Here is a 20,866-nt window from a genome sequence, read left to right as displayed (position 1 = left end):
AGATCTACAGCCCGACTAGGAATGACCGTACCTTCCCGATGGCCCAATTGCAGCCTCGCGGCACGCCGAATCCGCTCTCAACGCAATGAAGGCCGCCCTAAGTGGGCGGCCTTCATTGAAAGCAACACTATGCGACGTTCACCTTGATGTAGTCCGTGCCACCCTTGCCGTCCTGCAGAGCGATCGTGTAGGTGCCTCTGCGGTCGAACTGGATGGCAGGCAGCGTTACGGCTCCATTGGGGCCTGAAGTCACTGTTCCGACGAAGTTGTACGGACCGTCGTTGCGCTTGACGAGCACCCGGTACGTCACTCCTCCATCAACAACTGCCCGCACCTTCACAACGTCACCCCTGGTGGCAGGGAGTTTCGGTGACTCACCGATGCTCTTGGCCGGCTCGGGAGCTCGCGTGGGAGGAGTCTCCTTGGCAGTTTCTTCGGAAGGCAGAGTCATGCCGGCCTGAGCAGCAGCTGCAGGAGTGGCGCCGATCCTCTGGTCCTCGGGCGGATTGGTAGCACCTGCCGGGCACTCAACTGGTGGGTAGCCACACAGCGCAGCAGAGGCTGGCGGTGCTACGACAACCATCCCGGCAATGGCGATGGTGGCAATGGCTGCACCAACGGTTGCTTTGATCTTCGACATGTATCCCCCAGGCGTGAGCGGCTGCGATCCGAAACTGGGAGTCAGACTACCCCAGACGTGTTGCAATTTTGTTACCAGTCCTCAGAAGATTATTCGGGTCAAAAAGACGCGAGGGAGTAGCGCCACCGAGCCCAAGTGGAATTGACGTACCCTCGTGCGATGCAATCGCGCGGCGCCTCACGCTTGCTCCCTGTTCTTCTGGGATTGGTTCTCCTCTTTGTAGGTGCCTGGTTCGCTTTCAATATCGTTGCCACAGCGCGCCAAGCGCACCAGCTGCAGAGCCAGGTCGACGCCGCTCAGAAGTCCATCAGCACCTTGGACACCAAGCAAGCAGCGACCGATCTGACGGCCCTTGCCGCTACCGCAGCCGAGCTTCGGGCCGCCACTGAAAAGCCGGTGTGGCAAGTGGCAGAGATTCTCCCGTTCTTGGGGTCAAGTGCCCGGGCGACCACGGCTGCCGCGATAGCCGCGGACGAACTGGCCACCGCCGCTGTGCCGTTGATGGCCGCTATCGGAGGGCAGGAGTCGACAGTTGGCAAGATCATGGCTGCGCTGGATTCGCCAGACCTGATCGAGCAATTGCGGGTGGCAGCTGACCGCGCCAACACGCAACTGGCGTCGGTCTCCAGTGGAGGCTTCACGGATCCACTGGGCAAGGCGATCGGCTTGTCTGATTCGATCGCCTCAGCCAAGCAGTCCCTGCCGAATCTGGTGACGGCCCTCAATACGGCAGTTCAGGCAGGCGGCCCATTGCGCAACATGCTGGGGGCCAGTAGGCCCACAACCTGGCTGGTGATGGCGCAGAACCCCGCCGAATTGCGCGGTTCTGGTGGTCTGTTCAGTGCATATCTGATTGTTCGTTTCACAAACGGGAACATGGAGATCATCGAGGCTGGAAGTCGCAAGAATCTGGACAAGGAATTCCCGCGGGCCCAGCAGATTCCGTATTGGAAGGCCGTGAGTCCAGAGACTGCCGGAACGTGGGGCCCAGCCTTGGGTGAGTGGGCCTCATTCAACATCGCGGCTGACTTCCCGACGGTGGCAAGGCTGGCCAGTGCCGGCATGACCAAACGCGGCACTCCAATTGACGGCGTCATCGCAATCGATCCGTCGGTGACCGCCGCGATCCTGGCCGGCACCGGCCCGGTCGAGCACAAGGGCGTCACGATCGACTCCTCTACAGCAGAGAGGTTCTTCACCCAGGATCTCTACGAGGAGTTTCCCGGTTTCAGCGACGTTGCGGCCAAGGACGAGCTGGCGATGGGCCTGACCTACGCAACCATCGACGCCGCACTGAAACGACCGCTGGATGGGTCAGCACTGTGGGGCGCGATGAGCAAAGCAGTCGAAGCAGGTCATTTGAAGGTCTGGTCAAAGAACAGGATCGATCAAGCGTGGCTGGAAACCCTGCCAATTGCGGCAGCCTTCGCCCAGCATCCACAGGATTTGATCATTGGCTTCGTCAATGGGACCGGCGGAAAGCTGGACCCATACGTCACGCGCCAAATCGACATCGACTCCAGCAACTGCCCGACGGACGGCACGGTTTCAACCACGATCCGCATGCACAACCAGGTTCCAAAGAATCTGCCGCCCTACGTCGACGTGACTCTTGACCAGGATGGCATTCCTGACCCATCTGTGCCCAGCGGCTTCACTCGCACGTTTGTGACTGCCTATGCTCCCGGCACCACTCTTGAGGATTCCTCCTATTTGAAGGAAGCAAACAAGGACGGCAAGGCAATTGAGCCGGCATACGGCGGAACCTCGGGGCGCCCCAACTGGATGGTGCCCGTGGAACTCAAGCGCGGGGAATCCACTGAGCTGCGCATGGTCTTCAAGGTGACCAAGTGCCCTGAAGCAGCAGGCTGAGAGCGGCTAGCCCTTGCGCGAGGCAATGACCTGATCGATGATGCCGTACTCCTTGGCATCAGCAGCGGTCAGAATCTTGTCGCGCTCGATGTCCTTGGCAACCTGCTCAGGAGTGCGGCCGGAATGCTTGGCCAGCATCCCTTCCATCTCAAGTCGCATGCGCAGGATCTCGTTGGCCTGGATCTCGATGTCAGAACCCTGACCACCACCCTCGGTGTAAGGCTGGTGGATGAGCACGCGCGCGTGCGGCAGAGCAAAGCGCTTGCCCGGAGTTCCCGCAGCCAGGACCACGGCTGCTGCGGAGGCTGCCTGGCCAAGGCACACGGTCTGGATCTGCGGCTTGACGAACTGCATCGTGTCGTAGATCGCCGTCATCGCGGTGTACGAGCCGCCCGGTGAGTTGATGTAGATCTGAATGTCACGATCAGGGTCCATCGACTCAAGGCAGAGCAACTGAGCCATCACGTCATCTGCCGAGGCGTCGTCAATCTGCACGCCCAGGAAGATGATGCGCTCTTCGAAGAGCTTGGTGTACGGATTGTGAGTGCGCTCACCGTTGGCATGACGCTCACGGAACTCCGGCAGGATGTAGCGACTCTGAGGCATCAGGTTATTCACTTGTCTTCTCCCTTGGAGCTCTTCTTCGTTGTCGCTTCCGGTGCGTCCGCAGGGCCTGACTCCGGACCCGCGTACACATGGTCGATGATCCCGTAGGCCTTTGCCTCTTCGGCATCAAACCAGCGGTCGCGATCAGAGTCGGCTTCGATCTGCTCCACTGTTTGCCCGCTGTGCTCAGCGATCAACTTGGCCAGACGCTTCTTGATGAACAGCATCTGCTCAGCCTGGATCTTGATATCGCTGGCCGTGCCACCGATGCCGCCAAGAGGCTGGTGCATAAGGATGCGCGTATTGGGTGTCGCGTATCGCTTGCCCGTCGTGCCAGCGCACAGCAGGAATTGACCCATCGAGGCTGCAAGACCCATCGCAATGGTGGTGACGTCATTGGGAATCAACTGCATGGTGTCGTAGATGACCATGCCCGCAGTGACCGAGCCACCCGGTGAGTTGATGTACAGCGTGATGTCCGCATCGGGATCTTCGGCCGCGAGTACCTGGAGTTGCTTGGCAATGCGGTTGGAGTTCTCGTCGCGCACCTCACCTTCGAGCCACACGATGCGCTCGCGCAGGAGTCGTTCGTCGAGCATGTCACCGAAACCTGAGAGGCCTCCGGTAGCCATGACTGGACCCGAACCAGCTGAAAATTGTTGCGTCACGCGAACCTCCTGAAGAGAACTGCACTGACCCTAACCTGCAAGCCCTGCGAGAACTTCCCCAGATGGCGCATGTTCGCCGCCAGCCAAAACGCGGGTGCGGCCCGAAGGCCGCACCCGCGTTAGGACTATGAGAAACCGAGCTGACTAGGCGTGGCTGTGACCTTCATGATCATGGCCTTCGTGGTCATGATCATCGTCTTCGGCGGCATCTGCGATCGAGAAATCCTCAAGGCCTGGGATCTCATTGAGTTCAGCCTCAAGCGCATCCAGATCAACCGCATTGCCGTCTGCGTCAACAACAGACACCTGCTTCATGGCAGCGGCCAGGGCCTTGCCACGTCGGATGTCCTGAATGGCCATCGGGACCTGATCGGCTTCGACCAGTGCCTGAGCAAACTGCTCTGGAGCCATGCCGTAGCGAGGCGCGTTCTGCACCAACCAGGATGACAGCTCCGACTCGCCAACCGAGATCTCTTCGGTCTCGGCGATCTTGTCAAGAATGAACTGGCTCTTGAGTGACTTACGCGCCTGCTCTTCAACCTCAGCCCGGTGGGTCTCGTCGCCTTCATGACCATCGTGGAAGTGATCTTCGACCTCAGCGGCGATGACGCCTTCAGGCAGTGGAATGTCAAGGAGATCCAGCAGTGCCTCGTGGGTCTTCTCGCGAGCCTCACCGACCTGCTCGATCTTCTTCATGCGCACCAGACGCGTGGAGAGGTCCGCGCGGAGTTCGTCAACCGTGTCGAACTCTGAAGCCAACTGGGCGAAATCGTCATTCAATTCCGGAAGTTCGCGCTCGCGCACTGCTTGAACCTTGACGTGCACATCGAGTTCGACATTGGTCCAGTCGCCGTTCTGCGGAACAAATGTGAAGGTGACTTCGCCATCCTTTGCAGCGCCGCGCACAGCGTCATCAAAGCCAGGCAGCATGCCTTCGCTGCCGAGCTCATAGGACAGCGCGTTGCCAACCAGATCCTCGACAGTGTCGCCTTCAGGTGTCATGCCTGCGATATCAACCAGCAGCACGTCGCCGTCCTCGGCTCCGCGCTCAACATCCTTGAGGGTGGCGAAGCGGGTGCGAAGAGAGGTCAACTGTGCATCGATGTCTTCGTCTGACGGCACGGCATTGCCGACCTCGACTCGGACTGTGTCCAGGGCAGGAAGCTCGAAGTCTGGGCGGACATCAACCTCAGCTGTGAAGGAGATGAGCTCGCCATCCTTGACCTCAGTGACTTCAACATCAGGGCGACCAACCGGCGTGATGTTGTTGCTGCGAAGGGCCTCGGTGTACGCCTTGGGCACGTGATTGTTCACTGCTTCGTCGATTACCGCCCCACGACCAAATCGCTGCTCGATCACGCGAGCGGGCACCTTGCCCTTGCGGAAGCCAGGCACGCTCACCTGCTTGCCGATCGTCGCGTAGGCCTCATCAAATGAGGGCTTGAGCTCGTCGAACGGGACCTCAATGGTCAGCTTGACTCGCGTGGGGGAAAGGCTCTCGACGTCGCTCTTCACAACAGTTCACTCCTGATTGGTGGGGCAACCAAATCCGAGCAAATAGCTCGGTTTGATGGTCGGGGCGACAGGACTCGAACCTGCGATTTCCTGCTCCCAAAGCAGGCGCGCTAGCCACTACGCTACGCCCCGCGTTTGGCCGAGTGAGCAGTCTAGACGTACCGCTAGACTCCACTTCGCACTGCCCGCGGGTGTAGCTCAATGGTAGAGCCCCAGCCTTCCAAGCTGGCCATGCCGGTTCGATCCCGGTCACCCGCTCCACAGCATGTATTCGCCACCGAACGGCCGCGAGGGCCGGTGGGGCCAGTGGCTGGTCGTTAGCATCCAAGAATGGATCTGCACCTGCACAACAAGGTCGTGGTGATCACGGGTGGAACAGACGGACTCGGGGCCGCTCTGGCCAGGGGCCTGCTTGTGGAAGGCGCACGGGTGGCGATCTGCGGACGGAATCCACAAAGACTTGCCCAGGCACAAAGCGGGCTTGCGGCCTATCGCGATCGACTCCTTGCCATCACAGCGGACGTCACTGAGCCCGACGACATGGAGCGGCTCGTGAGTTCGGTTGTCGATGCTTGGGGTCGAATTGACGGCCTGGTCAACAATGCCGGAGCCGCCTCAGGCAACCGCGTCTCAGATCTGACAGATCAGCAATGGACAGACGATTTTGATCTCAAGGTTGTCGCCGCTGCGCGCCTGATTCGTCTAACGCTTCCCCATATGCGAAGCGCCGGCGGCGGCTCGATCATCAATGTTCTGGCAATTGCGGCCCGGGCTGCCGCAGCGGGCTCACTTCCCTCAAGCGCTTCTCGGGCAGCGGGGCTGGCCATGACAAAAGCTGCTTCGAAGGAATTGGCCGCCGATGGAATCCGGGTCAACGCCATTCTCATCGGCATCATCAAGTCAAATCAATGGGAGCGGCGCGCAGAAGAAAGCGGTGAGCCCCTTGGAGGGATCTACGAGAATCTGGCCAGGAACTCACAGATTCCGCTGGGAAGAGTGGGCGAACTTGACGAGTTCGCAGACCTCGGCGCCTACCTGCTATCGGATCGTTCCTCTTACGTCACCGGTTCGGCGCTGAATCTCGATGGCGGCATGAGTTCGGCTATCTGACGTCGCCCGATTGGACGCAGGCTCGCTGGCCGTTCACTGCCCCGTTCGCGCATCTCCAGGAGATACCAGCGAAGGACGCGCTCCTGTTCGCGAGCAGCGGCAATCACCCCTTCATCGCCGGGATCCAACTCCCCACTGGCGATGCCCGAGACAAGGGAGACGACAGAATCAGGCACGCCTCTGATGGTGTTGTCCCAATGGAATTCCTCTTGAGTGCGCGTTTCTAAATCGTGGACTCGGCTCCAGGTTGCCAGCGCTTGACCGCGCTGGACTTCGATGGCCTTGAAGATCGTCGTGACGGCGTAGACCGTAAGACCCATGAAGGCCAGCGCCTGCACAAGTGACGCGAATCGATCCATGGAGGAAGTCTCAGCGCTCTTCATGATGATCAACGCTGCGGCGGCAAACGGCAGGCTTAACGGAAGCCATGCGTAGACACGTGGCGGAAGCGCCAGCATTGCGATCACAGTTGCCACGAAGCCGGCATTCACCAGCCAATAGAAGGTGATGGTTCCGGCCTCGTCATGCCCGGCGGAGTGATTCTCATGCAATGCGGGGATCAACAGGACGAGAAATGTGATGGCCAATGCCACGAAAGTGAGGATTGCCAACGGGCGCATGAACCAGGAATCCCACCAGAGAGCTCCAGCGATCACGCATGCCGCAAACACCAGATAGGCGCTCAACAAGATCCACCAATGTGCGTACAGCGTGCACACCATTCCCACGGTTGCCAGGCCAAAATAAACTGGACTGATGGCGGCCAAGCGCGCCGAGCGTGGTCCGACGACGACATTGAGAACCGGCGGACCAGTCTCTGGTTCAACAATGACGGCTTCAATGGGCACGGTCAGTTCTACCTCAGTGCCCTCCCCCGGCTCAGAAGTCACCCTGACAGATCCGCCCAAGATTTCAATTGGCTCCTGGATTGCCTGCTTCAGACCAAAGCGCTGATCTGCAACTCTGGAGAATCCAACCCCGTGGTCAACAATTCTCACGAAGACAGATGCGCCTCCTTGGAAGAGGTGGATCTCAGCACGGGTTGCGTGCGCGTGCCGCAACACATTGCGAAGCGCTTCAACAATGGCATCACGCAGCGCTCCAGCAGCAATCGCAGAGACCTGGACATCCGCTTCACCAAGGATCTCAACAAGCAATTGCCCCTGCATCACATCGGCTGCGTCGAGCGCGACTGTTTCCACGGCAACCGCGGTCACGTATCGCGACCCAGGATCAAGGTGGCCGAGGTCGGACTTGCATGTTTGCTGAACAAGACTCCGATTGGTTCGGCCAACTCCACTTCCGACCGCGAACAGGGTGTTGAGCATGGTTTCGTGGAGCCGACGTTGGCTCTGATGCTGCGCCGCCAGTACGGATTGATCCCGTCGGCCGTTCAGCAGCGCCTGCTGAGCGGAGACGAATTCGTCATCTGTTGCCTTTGCAGACGCCGCCCAGTTGTTGCGCCAAATAGCCAGTCCAACGCCAGCCACCAGCAAGAATGCAGGCCCCGCCCAGAGCCCGATCACGGGAAGTGAATTATCTGAGATGGCCACCGTCGGTCGGGGCAGGTAAATCTGCGCAATGTCCAGCGCAACCACGTAGCCAATTACCCACAGAGCTCTCGGCAAAGGCATTGCGATAACCGCGCCCAGGATGGCACTGATACCGATGAGACCCATGTCTATCCATGGAAGAAGACAGGTCGTGCTCAACACATACGGTGCGGCGAGGAGCCCCACCAAGGCGTAGCACTGAATCCCCGCACGTTCGGCTGCAAACGCCGGGAGAAAACCGCAGCACCAAACTGCGATGCTGGCAAACAGCACCAAAGTCGAAGCAGTGCCCACGAGCGCAAGATTTGGGACAAGAGTAAGAGCAAGTGTTGCGTAGGCCGTAATTCCGGCCACAATCAGAACGAGATTAGCCAGGCTTCGAAGCGCTTCTCCTGCGCCAGGAAGTTGCGGCACAACTCGTTCCACGCCAAACCCCCCACTCTCGGGGCCGATAGTATCCAATTGCTGACACACACCGGGGGTTCGATTGGCGCTGCGCTTTGTGATTCTCGATGATCACCCATTGGTGCGACGAGCCCTCGCGGACAATCTCAGTCGCGGCTTCGGTGAGATCGAAATCTGTTACGAAGGTGCATCTGTCGCGCAGGCCGTAGTCAAAATCGACGCGGCTGGTTGCGACTGCGCAATCTTGGATCTTGACCTTGGCGATCACCGATCACCGGTGAGCAATGTCGAAGCCCTCCAAGCAAGCGGCGTGCCGATTCTCGTGGTCAGTGCGCTCGGCGATCCAGCTCTTGTGCGTTCAACGCTGCTGGCTGGAGCGCTCGGATTCATCTCCAAGCAGGCCGAGGTCGAACTGTTCATGCACGCAGTACAGGCCACCATCAACGGCGAGCAGTACATGTCGCCAGAGATCGCTGCAGCCTTGTTGGCGAGCCCCGAATTGACCGTAGAACTGTCCGAACGCGAACGAATGGCCATGACCCTGTATGCATCTGGCCTGAAGATGACCTCCGTTGCGCGACAAATGGATGTCTCCGTTGGCACTGCACAGGAGTACATCAAGCGAGTGCGAGCCAAATACGCAAGGTCTGGCAATCCGCTCTCGACCAAGACAGAGCTCTATCAACAGGCACGCTCGGAGGGCATGCTCCCTTGATCGCTACTCCCAGGCGAGTAGCGACGAACCCAGCGGTTGGGGTCCACGCACAAAACCAGGTCGGACGTCGGTCATCTGGATCAAACTGGGAAGATAGGTGATCTCACCAAAAGGACTATCGATCAGCGCTGTAGGCAGATCAACTTCACGCACAAGATCCGACCACGCCTTCGCTCCCGAAAGCGCTGCCTCGTCCAGCAATCCGATTTCTTGGGCCCACATCGCCATCCGAGTCAGTGAGACGCGCACCTGATAGCTGCCACCTTCATCAGCGCGCTTCAACAGCGCCGCGCTGACTGCTGCGGCGCCAACGTATCCGGCTAGATAGTCAGCAAAGATCGCCTGGACCGGCATCATCGGCGCATCGACTGCACCTTCAACGTCCACGTAGCCCGATACCGTCACCGCAAGCATGTCAAAGCCCCTGAAGTTCGCCCACTCCCCTTCAAAGTCGAAGCATCGAAGCTCGTGGGCGATGATGCCTGGCCTCATGGTGGCAAGGGTGCGCGGTGATATCCCCTTCTGATCAAGATTCAGGTAGGAGCAGGTGAAGACATCGGCATCTTGCAGGAGACGAGCGAACTGCTGATGATCTGCCGAATCTCTGAAATCACAGTAGGCCGCGCGCTTGCCGATATCTGTTTCCATTCGCCAGTTCATGTGGTCGGGATAGTCAACGCGCGAAAGATGGAGAACATCAGCACCGAATTCGGCAAGTGTCCGAGCGGTGATCGGGCCCCCAATGACATGGGTGCTGTCGAGCACCTTGATTCCGGCCAGTGGCTGTCCGCCAGCCGGCAGTCCGCTTGGTAGTGGAATTGGATCGCTCTCACCGATTTTGGTCAACTCAACAACTGGCTTGGCGGCCAAGCGTGCCCCAACGGGATGCAGACGCCATTCCTCAGGGGAACGGACAACACCGACCGCGCCGCCTTCGTCGCGGATGGCCAACTCGAGTTCTTCTGCGTTCCACTGCATGGTCGCTGCCTCGACTGCTCTCTGGGTCGGTGCGCACTTCAGCACGCGGTAGACAGCGTCGCCAAGCCGGGGGTAGAGCAGTTCGAACTTTATGAACCGGCCATCTTTAGTTGGGTAGAACTCACCAGCGATCGGGTCATCAAAGGAGCCCGGAGTACCGGTATCCGTGAAGCCCAACTGACGGCCATTCTGGCGCATGAACGCAACGCCGTGGTGTTGGTGCACAGCATTGGTGACATCCGTCCGCACGTCCTGCGGCTGACCACCGCGAGCAACCCAGATATCCCCAAGCGCCATGCCAAGGGAAGCCTGAGCAGCGGCCATGATTTCACCGAAACGATGACGGGAAGCCAGCACTGGATCCTGTCCAGTGATCCAGACCTTGCCGGAATACTTCGCCTCATTTCTACCCAGCGCAGTCTGGATCATGTCCAGGGCCTGTTGTGTGCTTGGGCTGTCTACCGTGGCCACTGCTGCTCCTTAGATGGAAAGTACGGCGAGATTAGCGGTGCAGGCCGGCGAGTCAGCAGAGGCCGGCCCTGATTTGCTCAGTGAACACTCGTTCACTACGATAGTTGCATGCCGCAACCAACTAACCTCCATCGCGAGCGGACCCGGGCTGTTGTTGCCGACGCCGTGCATGATTCTGCGAACTCTCAGGTCGCCTTCTCCCTGATCGAGCTCATGAACATCGGCAAGCGCTTCAACGCTCGCCAGCGCGAGCAGGCAACGGTCAATGCGATGCTCAGCAAGATCTCAAACGAAGGCCCGATGCGCTCGGCTGACCTTTCACAGTTCCTCATGCTGGACCCGTCGACTGTGAGTCGCCATATCTGTTCGATGGCTGACGATGGCCTTGTCACCCGCACCCCGGACGCCAATGACCGCCGGGTGCAGTGGGTCGACATTTCGCAAAGTGGCCGTGAGCACCTGCAAGCAGCTACACGTGCACGCGTAGCGCTTCTTGAGCAAGTCATGTCCCAATGGCCCGAGGCTGAACGAGTCGCACTTGGCCAATTACTCGAGAAATTCGTTCTGGATTTTGATCGCACCATTGCTGAATCGGAGCACGCATGAGCACTACCCAGGATCAGGATCCTGGTCTGACTGCAGATCCGGTTGCAGCACTGATTGCCGAGGGGGCACCTTCGGAGGATCGAATTGTCGGTCGACGACTTGCGCTGATCATGGGCTCGCTGATGCTCACGATGTTTCTCGCCGCGATCGACCAGACCATCGTGTCGGTTGCGCTCCCCACCATCACCAGTGACTTGAACGGCTTGAGCTCGCTGTCCTGGGTGGTGACCGCGTATCTGCTTGCATCAACTGCATCAACACCGATCTGGGGCAAGATTTCAGATCTCTACGGCCGCAAGATCATGTTGCAGATCGCCATCGTGCTGTTCCTGCTGGCTTCCTTCTTGGCAGGCGCATCCCAATCGATGGAATGGCTGATCCTGTCGAGAGGGCTCCAGGGACTCGGCGGCGGCGGAATCATGGTCCTGGCAATGGCGAGCATCGCCGACGTCATCCCGCCTCGCGAACGTGGCCGCTACACCGGCCTGTTCACATCAGTCTTTGCATTCGCCAGCGTGGCTGGCCCATTGCTGGGTGGATTCTTCGTTGAGTCACTGAACTGGCGATGGATCTTCTACATCAACATTCCGCTGGGTATCGCAGCCTTCTTCATCATCGCTGCCGTCTTCAATGTGCCAACCAAGAAGGTCCAGCACAAGATCGACTACATCGGTGCTGCGCTGATGGTCGCTGGCGTCAGCACACTGCTGCTCATCGCCGAGTGGGGTGGCAGCAGATACGACTGGGGCTCATCCGCGATTCTGCTGATGGCCGCCGCTGCAATCATCCTGCTGTCTGTCTTTGTGTGGCATGAGTTGCGAGTTGAGGAGCCCATGGTTCCGATGTCGCTGTTCCGCAACCCGATATTTGCCGTCTCCAGTTCTATTGGCTTTGTCGTGGGCCTGGCCATGTTCGGCGCGATCATCTTCATGCCGGTATTCATGCAGATCGTGCAAGGCGCGACACCGACTCAGGCCGGGCTCAAGATGGTGCCGATGATGGCCGGTATGGCTTCGGCATCCATCACCGTGGGTCAACTGACTTCACGACTTGGTCGATACAAGATCTTCCCGATTTTCGGAACGGCGATGGCCTTCACCGGAATGCTGCTGCTGAGCCGGATTCAAACCGAAACTCCCTACTGGTACCTCGCTGTCAGTTTGTTCGTTCTCGGCGTCGGCATGGGCTCCACGATGCAGGTCTTGGTGTTGTCCGTGCAGAACTCGGTGCATGTCAAGGATGTGGGTGTAGCCACCAGCGGCAGCACCTTCTTCCGATCGATCGGAGGAACCTTCGGCACTGCCGTGTTCGGCGCGATCATGGCGACACAGTTGACCAAGAACATCACTGAAGCGCTTCCCGCAACTACTGCCAGGAACACCGATGTCTCGCAGTTGACTGCGGCCATTTCTAAGATTGATTCACTGCCCGGGGCGCTGCATGACATCGTGCTTGATGCCTACTCCAGCGCTATGGCTCACGTGTTCCTTGTTGCCTCGCCATTGCTGCTGATCGGATTCGTGCTCGCGCTCTTCTTGAAGGAAGTTCGCTTGTCGCCACTGGTGGGCAAGGAACGCGAGTTGGAGCCCCTGCCATTCGATTGAGTTCGCTTCGAATCCACGCAAGCGCCGACACGATGCACGAGCCCTGACAGGTCAGTGCAAGGATCCGGACGTGACTTCGGGGGCCTTGGTCGGCATAGATGGCTACCCCAAGGGCTGGATCGCTGCCGTTCTTGCAGATCAACAGATCAGCTGGCACACCTGTGGTATCCACGAACTCAAAGCCACTGTGCGGAGTTGCTCAATCGTCGCAATCGATATCCCACTCAAACTGGTGGCGACAGGCTGGCGTGACTGTGACCGCCAGACCAAGGCTGCACTCGGCGCACATCACTCACGTGTGTTCATGATCCCGCCGCGCCCGGTGCTCGAACTGGGGCTGCAAGCTCCGAACGAAAGCACTCAGGCCCTCAGCATTGCACTCACTGGCTCCGGGGTGAGTCGTCAGGCGCTGGCACTGAGCGAACGAATTCTGGCTGCGAATGCTCTGCTACCTGACAAGCGATTGCACGAGGTACACCCAGAACTGGTCTTTGCCGCACTCGATGGCGGGGTCGTCCCGCCACCGAAGAAGAGCGCGCGGGGAGTCGGAACGCGTATTCGCATTCTTGATCCTTGGCTCACCACTCTTGGAACGAGCTGCGCTCTCCTGATGAAGAACTGCCCACCTGACGTGCCAGTCGACGACGCTCTGGACTCACTTGCCGCACTGGCTGGCGCACTTCGCATTGATCACGGCATTGCCCAGCGCTGGCCCGCTAAAGGCCGAGGACCAACCATCTGGGCCTAGTCCACGACTGGACCCAGGGTGCGCGCACGCTTGATCTCAACAACGCCAGGCACCTGAGCTACCAGTACAAATCCGTCCCAGAGATGGCCGGCATCTTCACCACGGGGAATCGGCGTGATGATCGGACCGAAGAAGCCAACCGGCTTTCCATCAAGTCCTTCAATTGCGATCACCGGCGTGCCGACACCGGCACCGGAGATTTCCACTGCCGTGGCATGCGCGGCGCGCACGAGCTGGTCGTACTGCGGATCATCTGCAGCCGACGCGAGTTCGGCTTCGAGCCCAACTTCGGCTAGCGCTTCGGCAATGACCGCGTCCATGTCCTTGCGCTTGTCCACGTGAAACCGTGTTCCCAAAGCGGAGAAGAGGGGGAAGACAACGGCGTCTCCGTGCAATTCTCGCGCGCGACACAGAACGCGAGCCGGACGCCAAGTGCGCGCGATGAGTCGCTTGTAGTCCTCGGAGACATCATTGTTCTCATTGAGCACGCCCAGAGACATGATGTTCCAAGTAACGCTGACGTCTCGCACCTTCTCGACTTCGACCATCCAGCGCGAGGTGATCCAGGCCCAAGGGCACATCGGATCGATCCAGAATGTTGCCTGCATCAGTCGCACACCACTCTCGCTTGGCGTTCCTTTTTCAATTCATAGAAACCTGGGTGCGAGGCAAGAATCAACAGGCCGTCCCAGAGGCGACCGGCAGCTTCACCGCGCGGGGTCTGCGTCACCACTGGGCCGAAGTAGCCGACCCGCTCACCACCTGGCCCGGGAATGCCAATGATCGGTGTGCCGACTCCTTCACCACCGAGCAAGAGCGCCGCGTCATGACTCGCACGCACGGCAGCATCGAATTCTGTCGTCTCTACCGCCTGTGCGACAGAGGAAGACAAGCCGCATTCGGCAACTGCTTGCGCAATGACTGCCGTGATATCTGAATTGCCCTGGACATTGATCCGCTGCCCGATGGCGAACAGCAATCTGCGAGCAGACTCATCTCCGCCTTGAGCGCGAGCAGCTTCGATTGCGCGCACCGGCTTGATGCTGGCAGCGGCGCTATCGTCGAGCAGCCCAAGGGACATCACCCGCCAGTGCACTTCAATGTCCCGCATGCTCTGCACCTCTTGGAGCCACCGCGCCGTCACCCACGCCCAGTCACACGACGGGTCGATCCAGAAGTCAACGGAAGTGGTCACACCGCCACGCTAGCTCAGCGGCAAACAGAGGATGGCAGGATCGGCTCATGGCGAACAACGAGAACCTCACCCGGGCAGAGGCAGCCGAACGCGCGGCACTGCTGAGCAGTCACCGATACGTCGTGGATCTGGACCTCTCGGGATCTGGAGCGACCTTCCCGGTGACCACCACCGTGACATTTGGCTGTGTGACTCCGGGTTCATCAACCTGGCTGGACCATATTGCTGATGTGCAGTCAGTCGAGCTCAACGGCGAACAACTCGATGTGTCCAAAGTCGTCAACGGCGCCCGCATCGAGTTGCCGAACCTGCTCGCGGACAACACCGCAAGGATCACCGCCAATGCCACGTATATGAATACCGGTGAGGGTCTCCACCGTTTCGTTGATCCGGTCGACAATGAGACCTATCTCTACACCCAGTTTGAATCTGCCGACGCCCGCCGGATGTATGCCTGCTTCGAGCAGCCAGATCTCAAGGCCGAATTCGAACTTCGGGTCACAGCCCCTTCGCATTGGCAGGTCGTCTCCAACAACCCCTCCCCCGCAGCAATTCCAGTGCGCGAAGGCGTCTCCCGCTGGGAATTTGCTGCCACACCGGTGATGTCGACCTACATCACCGCAATCGTGGCCGGGCCCTACCACCGCGTGGACGACGTCTATGAAGGGGCCCATGGCAGCTATCCGCTGGGCGTCTACTGCCGCTCTTCTCTGGCGCAGTACCTGGACGTCGATGACATCCTGCTGATCACCAAGCAGGGCTTCGCCTTCTTCGAAGAGCAGTTCAAAGTGCCCTACCCATTTGCCAAGTACGACCAGCTTTTTGTACCCGAGTTCAACGCAGGTGCCATGGAGAACGCCGGCTGCGTGACATTCCTCGAAGACCTCATCTTCCGGTCACGAGTGACCGACGCTTCATACGAACAACGCGCAAACACCATCCTGCACGAGATGGCACATATGTGGTTCGGCGACTTGGTGACGATGACCTGGTGGGATGACCTCTGGCTCAATGAATCCTTCGCGGAGTGGGCTGCGCACTATGCCAACGTTCACGCCACCCGCTACAGCGATGCATGGACCACCTTCGCCAACCAGCGCAAGGCATGGGCCTATCGGCAGGACCAGCTGCCATCAACTCATCCGATCGCAGCTGACATGGTCGACTTGGACTCAGTTCGCGTGAACTTCGATGGCATCACCTACGCCAAGGGTGCCTCCGCGTTACGACAGCTCGTTGCATGGGTCGGCGAAAAGGAATTCCTCGACGGTCTGCACCAATACTTCGTCAAGCACGCATGGAAGAACACCCAGCTGCCCGATCTGCTTGTGGAACTCGAGGCAACGTCGGGACGTGATCTGTCCTCATGGACAGATGAATGGCTCAAGACCAGTGGAGTCAACCTCCTGCGTCCCCTCGTGGAAATCGACGCTGAGGGCAGGTACACGTCAGTCGTGGTCGAGCAGGAGCCACCGACCTCACCAGCTGGCATCACTCCGATCTTGCGCTCGCATCGACTGGGCATTGGGCTGTACGACCTCAGCGGCGATCGTCTGCTGCTGCGCAAGCGAATTGAAGTGGACATCAACGGGGCCAGAGCTGACATCGCCGAACTGGTAGGCCTGAAGCAGCCCGACCTCCTGCTGTTGAACGACGGTGATCTCACCTTCGCCAAGATCCGGCTCGACGAACGCTCCTGGTCCACTGCAGTTGATCACCTCGGTGACATCGACGACTCGCTTGCACGAGCGGTGATCTGGGGTGCTGCCTGGGACATGACCCGAGACGCTGAAGTCTCCACAGGCGACTACCTCGCTCTAGTCCTCAGTGGCACGGCACACGAGACAGATATCGGCGTGGTCCAAGGCGTACTTCGACAGCTGAAGAGCGCAATTGATCAGTATGCCTCCATCGCGAATCGCGATGCCTATAACGATCGACTGGCAACGGCCATGCTGGAACTGGCTCAAGCAGCAGAGGCCGGAAGCGATCATCAGCTTGCGTACACAAGAGCATTTGTCGGCGCTGCACGCACCGATGCGGATCTCGCAGTTGTTGCTTCACTTCTGGACGGCAGCACGTCATGGACCGGCCTTGAGGTCGACACTGATCTGCGTTGGTTCTTGCTTCACCGACTGGTCGTCACTGGCAAGCTCGACGAATCCGCCATCGATGCCGAGCTCGCGACCGACGACACCGCCACAGGTCGCCGGCACGCAGCATCAGCAAGGGCAGCTCGGCCAGAACTCCAGGCCAAGGAGACGGCCTGGAACGATCTGTTCGAGCGCACCGACCTTCCCAATGCCATTGTCGGTGCGACACTTGCCGGCTTTGTGCAACCTGACCAGCGCGCACTGCTCGCGGAGTTCCGTCAGCGGTACTTCACGCAGATTGCCCGGATCTGGCGTGATCGCACGCATGAGATCGCCCAGGAGCTGACCGTCGGCATGTACCCATTCCTGCTGGCCGACACCGAGACTTTGCGCCTCACCGATGAGCTGCTGGCCAGCCCCGAAGCGGCAGACCTGAGTACCGCAGGCCGCCGTTTGATCAGTGAGGGTCGCGATGGAGTTGAGCGCTCCATACGCACCCAGGCTCGCGATGCCTAACTAGGAGAGCAACGAGCCGACGAAATCTCGCACCGCAGGCGTCCGCGCAAACAAGTCTTCCAGCAGCACAGGGGTGCCTTGGGCATCAGTCATCGGGACCCGCCAGTTCGGGTACTCCTGATCTGTGCCCGGCTGATTCTGTGCCCGCCGGTCCCCGATCACATCTGGCAGAGCAATGCCCAGCAGTCGAGCCGGTGACGCGGCCAGGGCTCGATGAAGAGCAAGAGCCATGGCATCAAGGCCGGCATCGGTGCTCAGATCCGCATCCGCAGCCAACCATTCGCGCTCGCGCAGGTACGTGGCCCATTGCTCGCGGTCCTTGCTGGCATTGGCTCGTTCGTCTTCAAGTGTCTGTGAAAGCAGATTCAATTCATGGCGAATACGCACGTGCTCATCGCGAAGAAATCCAGCTGTCGGCGGCAGGTCATGAACGGTGACTGATGCGAGTACTTCACGTCGCCAATCGGTCGGAACCTTGATCGCGCCGGACTCCCACTGCTCGAACCACAGAATGCTGGTGCCCAGAATTCCGCGCTCACGCAAGACTTCTTGCACCCAGGGCTCGACTGTGCCCAGATCTTCGCCGATGACCAGCACCCCTGCGCGATGGGCTTCCAGAAGCAGTATGCCGATCATTGCCTCGTGGTCAAGGGTGACAAAGGTGCCTTGATCCGCAGGCATGCCAGACGGGACCCACCACAGGCGGAACAGCCCCAGCACATGATCGATGCGCAGGCCACCCGCGTTGCGCATCACTGTGCGCAGCATGTCGCGATACGGAAGGTAGGCAGACTCGGCCAGTGCCTCAGGCTGCCAAGGAGGCTGGTGCCAGTTTTGCCCGAGCTGGTTGTACATGTCAGGCGGCGCTCCAACACCCATGCCCTGTGCGAGCACGTGGCGCAGCGACCAGGCATCGGCGCCTTCAGGGTGCACGCCAACAGCAAGATCGTGAATGATGCCGACGGCCATGCCTGCGGATCTTGCGGCTGCTTGGGTAACCGCCAGCTGCTCATTGAGGATCCACTGCATCCACATGTGGAACTGCACGTCCAGTGAGTACTCGTTCAAGAATGCACGTAGTGCCGGCGAATGCGGATCGGCATAGATCTCTGGCCAGTCTGCAGGCTTGTGCCCGAAGACATCACACAAGGTTGACCACAGGCCGAAGTCAACTAATCCTTGGCCTTCATTCACACAGTATTCGGCGAATTGCGCTGCTCGTTGCTGAGAAAGCCCCGCCTGGAATATCCGCAGGAGTGCATCGCGCTTCGCCGTCCAGACCGCATCTCGCTCCAGGTACTCCGTTGATCGGTTGGTGACCTGGAGCCTTGCCGCCAAATGTCCGACGTGTTTGCGATCCTTGCGACGCAGACTCAAGGCCTCGGGGATGTCTTCGATTCGCAGATACATCGGATTGGCGAAGCGCCGGGTGACGGGCAGATATGGCGATGGGGCCATCGGCCCTGAAGGGGCCGCCGCATGCAGCGGATTGATGAGCAGGAAACCCGCTCCGAACTCCTTTGCGCTCCACGCTGCCAACTGCCCAGCATCATGCAGATCGCCAAGGCCCCAGGATTGCTGCGAACGTGTGGCGTACAACTGCGTCATGAATCCCCACTGGCGCTCGCCCGCCATGACTTCGGGCTGCAAGCGATCGGGAGTCATGGCCAAACTCGTGGTGGCTTCTACATCACCCGAGAGTGCGTGAACCGTGTAGTAGCCAATTGGCAGATCAGCCGGAATGGCAAAACTCGCCTCACCAACCATTGCGCCATCGACTTCCAGCGGTGCAACCCAGAAATCCATCTGAGTGAGTTCCGTGCGCACGCCCGAGTCAGAGCTCACCCACGCTTGCGCTGGTTGTCCATCTGGTACATGCACCCAGAGTCGACGCTCCTGGCCCTGCACGCCAACGACGTACACGGGGAGCATTCGACGCCAATTGCGCAGCTGCACTTCAACCAAGGACTGTTCGATCTTGTCAAGGGACGAGGTGTCATGTCCCATTGAAGTCAGCACAGCCAGGAGCGTGTCCGGCTGAACCTCGATCTGATTGCCAGCCTGATCCCAGTACTCGGTGGCCACGCCGCAGGCAGCCGCCAACTCCACCAATCCGGGAGGTCGAGTGGAATCTGTCATGAGCACCTCACCAGTTCGCTGGATGTCGAGTATTCCAAGGCTGCGCAGTCTCAAGTTGAGCGGCCAGTGAAATCAGCGTGTATTCGTCATATAGGCGACCAATCAATTGGATACCCACGGGCAGCCCGGCTGCGGTCCATTGCACCGGCACGCTGATGGCCGGCTGCCCAGTGAGATTGAAGGGAGCAGTGAACGGCGTGAACGCCGTCTGGGCTGCGAAGTCTGCTGCCGGGTCTGCATCATTGCGAAGAGCACCAATTGCAGATGGAAGCTGCGCCAGAGTCGGTGTCAGGATCACATCGACATCGCTTGTGCTCTGCATCGCCTTTCGCGCAAGAGTGCGCAGAACTGAGACGGCGACAGTGAGCTCTGGACCTGTCACCCGACTTCCCTCAGTTCGCAACCAGCGTGTCAGTGGGGTGACCTGCTGCTCTTGAACGGCATCGAGAGGGATCGCAGCAGCTAGGCAGCTCCACAACATTTCAAAGACCGCGAAGAGCTCTGGATCAAAAGGCATAGCGATGTCTTCCACCCGATGACCCAACTGCTCAAGAAGAGTCGAAGTGCGCTCGTATGCAAGCAGGCATTCGGGATCAACCTCGGTCTCAACCAGGATTGGCGTGGCAAGGCGTCCGATGCGCAGCTTGGGCGGGTCTTGCTGACTGGCCTGGAGAAAGGAAGACCCGCGAGCCAACGCTGGTGCTGGCGATCGGTCGCCGACGAAGGAACCACTCAGAGCGTCCAACACTGCTGCGGCATCTGCAACAGTTCGAGCCAGCGGGCCTTGCACGCCGAGTTCTCCGATGCTTTCACCAGCCGGCCCAACTGACACTCGCCCACGACTTGGCTTGATGCCAACGAGGCCGCAGCAGCTTGCTGGGATGCGAATCGAGCCGCCGCCATCAGAGCCAACAGCAGCAGCAACGAGCCCCGATGCAACAGCGGTTGCCGCCCCACCGCTGGAGCCTCCCGCCGATCGAGCCAAGTCCCAAGGCGTGCGGGCAGGCGGGCAAACATTGGACTCGGTGTAGGCGGGCAATCCAAATTCCGGGGTATTCGTCTTGCCCGTGAATACAAAGCCAGCCTCACGCATGCGGATCACTGTGTAGTCGTTGGTGTGAGGAACAAAGTCAAAGGCCAGCGACCCCATCCGGCAGCGCACACCGGCCCAGGAGTTCAAATCCTTGGGTGGGATGACCACACCGTGCAGCGGCGAAAGCCCGACCCGCTCTCGTTCGCCGTCAGCTGTGATGGCTTGCTGGCGAGCCAATTCGGGGGTGCGAATAGCAAAGGCACCAAGCTCTTCGTCGAGTAGTTCGGCGCGGGCCAGGTAGTGGTCAGTGAGCTCAAGGGATGAGACCTCACCACTGGCGATCGCCTGGCCCTGCTCAAGAGCCGTGAGGTCATGCAACTGCGCCACAGGAGCAGCCTA

The 20,866-nt window shown here is 59.6% G+C and carries 17 protein-coding genes and 2 tRNA genes; 8 read left to right on the top strand and 11 right to left on the bottom strand.

Annotated elements, in window-relative coordinates:
- Nucleotides 1–127 precede the first annotated feature (127 nt).
- The gene (locus Q8M73_12590; GenBank protein ID MDP2289386.1) at nt 128–640 is read right to left on the bottom strand and encodes a hypothetical protein; all 513 of its coding nucleotides are present in this window, start codon (nt 638–640) and stop codon (nt 128–130) included.
- Between the two features lie 159 nt (nt 641–799).
- On the opposite strand from Q8M73_12590, the gene Q8M73_12585 reads away from it, so the two are divergent.
- A complete protein-coding gene (locus Q8M73_12585; protein MDP2289385.1) occupies nt 800–2,512 on the top strand; it encodes a DUF4012 domain-containing protein in 1,713 nt (570 codons plus the stop codon).
- Nucleotides 2,513–2,518: 6 nt separating this feature from the next.
- Here Q8M73_12585 and Q8M73_12580 read toward each other — a convergent pair whose 3' ends face one another.
- The 4 genes from Q8M73_12580 to Q8M73_12565 form a co-directional block, all read right to left on the bottom strand.
- Entirely contained in the window at nt 2,519–3,118 is a 600-nt protein-coding gene (locus tag Q8M73_12580) for an ATP-dependent Clp protease proteolytic subunit (GenBank protein MDP2289384.1), read from the bottom strand.
- An 8-nt stretch (nt 3,119–3,126) separates the two neighbouring features.
- Nucleotides 3,127–3,750, bottom strand: a complete 624-nt coding sequence (locus Q8M73_12575; protein ID MDP2289383.1) for an ATP-dependent Clp protease proteolytic subunit — start codon at nt 3,748–3,750, stop codon at nt 3,127–3,129.
- Nucleotides 3,751–3,930: 180 nt separating this feature from the next.
- A complete protein-coding gene (gene tig / locus Q8M73_12570) occupies nt 3,931–5,301 on the bottom strand; it encodes a trigger factor (protein ID MDP2289382.1) in 1,371 nt (456 codons plus the stop codon).
- Nucleotides 5,302–5,357: 56 nt separating this feature from the next.
- Nucleotides 5,358–5,433, bottom strand: a tRNA-Pro gene (locus Q8M73_12565).
- 55 nt (nt 5,434–5,488) lie between these two features.
- Between Q8M73_12565 and Q8M73_12560 the strand changes: the two genes are divergently transcribed.
- Nucleotides 5,489–5,562, top strand: a tRNA-Gly gene (locus Q8M73_12560).
- 69 nt (nt 5,563–5,631) lie between these two features.
- Nucleotides 5,632–6,411 carry an SDR family oxidoreductase gene (locus Q8M73_12555; GenBank protein ID MDP2289381.1) on the top strand — a complete coding sequence of 260 codons (780 nt, stop codon included), beginning with the start codon at nt 5,632–5,634 and terminating at the stop codon, nt 6,409–6,411.
- Here Q8M73_12555 and Q8M73_12550 read toward each other — a convergent pair.
- Complete coding sequence (locus Q8M73_12550) at nt 6,357–8,390, bottom strand: hypothetical protein (protein ID MDP2289380.1); 2,034 nt, start codon at nt 8,388–8,390, stop codon at nt 6,357–6,359. The genes Q8M73_12555 and Q8M73_12550 overlap by 55 nt on opposite strands.
- Nucleotides 8,391–8,451: 61 nt before the next feature.
- Here Q8M73_12550 and Q8M73_12545 point away from each other — a divergent pair, with 61 nt between their 5' ends.
- Entirely contained in the window at nt 8,452–9,084 is a 633-nt protein-coding gene (locus Q8M73_12545) for a response regulator transcription factor (GenBank protein MDP2289379.1), read from the top strand.
- Between the two features lie 3 nt (nt 9,085–9,087).
- Here Q8M73_12545 and Q8M73_12540 read toward each other — a convergent pair whose 3' ends face one another.
- Nucleotides 9,088–10,533 (bottom strand): CoA transferase, encoded by a 1,446-nt coding sequence (locus Q8M73_12540; GenBank protein MDP2289378.1) that lies wholly within the window; start codon nt 10,531–10,533, stop codon nt 9,088–9,090.
- Between the two features lie 108 nt (nt 10,534–10,641).
- Here Q8M73_12540 and Q8M73_12535 point away from each other — a divergent pair, with 108 nt between their 5' ends.
- The 3 genes from Q8M73_12535 (at nt 10,642) to Q8M73_12525 (ending at nt 13,491) form a co-directional block, all read left to right on the top strand.
- Complete coding sequence (locus Q8M73_12535) at nt 10,642–11,139, top strand: MarR family transcriptional regulator (GenBank protein MDP2289377.1); 498 nt, start codon at nt 10,642–10,644, stop codon at nt 11,137–11,139.
- Entirely contained in the window at nt 11,136–12,743 is a 1,608-nt protein-coding gene (locus tag Q8M73_12530) for an MDR family MFS transporter (GenBank protein ID MDP2289376.1), read from the top strand. The genes Q8M73_12535 and Q8M73_12530 overlap by 4 nt, the downstream gene beginning before the upstream one ends.
- A gap of 70 nt (nt 12,744–12,813) precedes the next feature.
- The gene (locus Q8M73_12525) at nt 12,814–13,491 is read left to right on the top strand and encodes a DUF429 domain-containing protein (GenBank protein ID MDP2289375.1); all 678 of its coding nucleotides are present in this window, start codon (nt 12,814–12,816) and stop codon (nt 13,489–13,491) included.
- Here the strand turns inward: Q8M73_12525 and Q8M73_12520 are convergent.
- Together Q8M73_12520 and Q8M73_12515 are read right to left on the bottom strand one after the other, a co-directional pair.
- A complete protein-coding gene (locus tag Q8M73_12520) occupies nt 13,488–14,099 on the bottom strand; it encodes a DsbA family protein (protein ID MDP2289374.1) in 612 nt (203 codons plus the stop codon). The two genes, Q8M73_12525 and Q8M73_12520, sit on opposite strands and share 4 nt — an antisense overlap.
- On the bottom strand, nt 14,099–14,686 hold the full coding sequence (locus Q8M73_12515) for a disulfide bond formation protein DsbA (protein ID MDP2289373.1): 588 nt from the start codon (nt 14,684–14,686) through the stop codon (nt 14,099–14,101). Before Q8M73_12515 ends, Q8M73_12520 begins: the two co-directional genes overlap by 1 nt.
- Before the next feature lie 47 nt (nt 14,687–14,733).
- Between Q8M73_12515 and pepN the strand changes: the two genes are divergently transcribed.
- Entirely contained in the window at nt 14,734–17,295 is a 2,562-nt protein-coding gene (gene pepN, locus Q8M73_12510) for an aminopeptidase N (GenBank protein ID MDP2289372.1), read from the top strand.
- Here the strand turns inward: pepN and malQ are convergent, their stop codons facing one another.
- Together malQ and Q8M73_12500 are read right to left on the bottom strand one after the other, a co-directional pair.
- Nucleotides 17,296–19,434, bottom strand: a complete 2,139-nt coding sequence (malQ, locus tag Q8M73_12505; GenBank protein MDP2289371.1) for a 4-alpha-glucanotransferase — start codon at nt 19,432–19,434, stop codon at nt 17,296–17,298.
- Nucleotides 19,435–19,441: 7 nt separating this feature from the next.
- Nucleotides 19,442–20,854 (bottom strand): amidase, encoded by a 1,413-nt coding sequence (locus Q8M73_12500; GenBank protein MDP2289370.1) that lies wholly within the window; start codon nt 20,852–20,854, stop codon nt 19,442–19,444.
- Between the last annotated feature and the right edge of the window lie 12 nt (nt 20,855–20,866).

It is taken from the genome of Actinomycetota bacterium (assembly GCA_030684515.1).
Lineage (GTDB): Bacteria > Actinomycetota > Actinomycetes > S36-B12 > S36-B12 > UBA11398.
The sequence above is the reverse complement of the archived record's forward strand: the minus strand, read 5'-3'. Positions and strand labels throughout refer to the sequence as shown.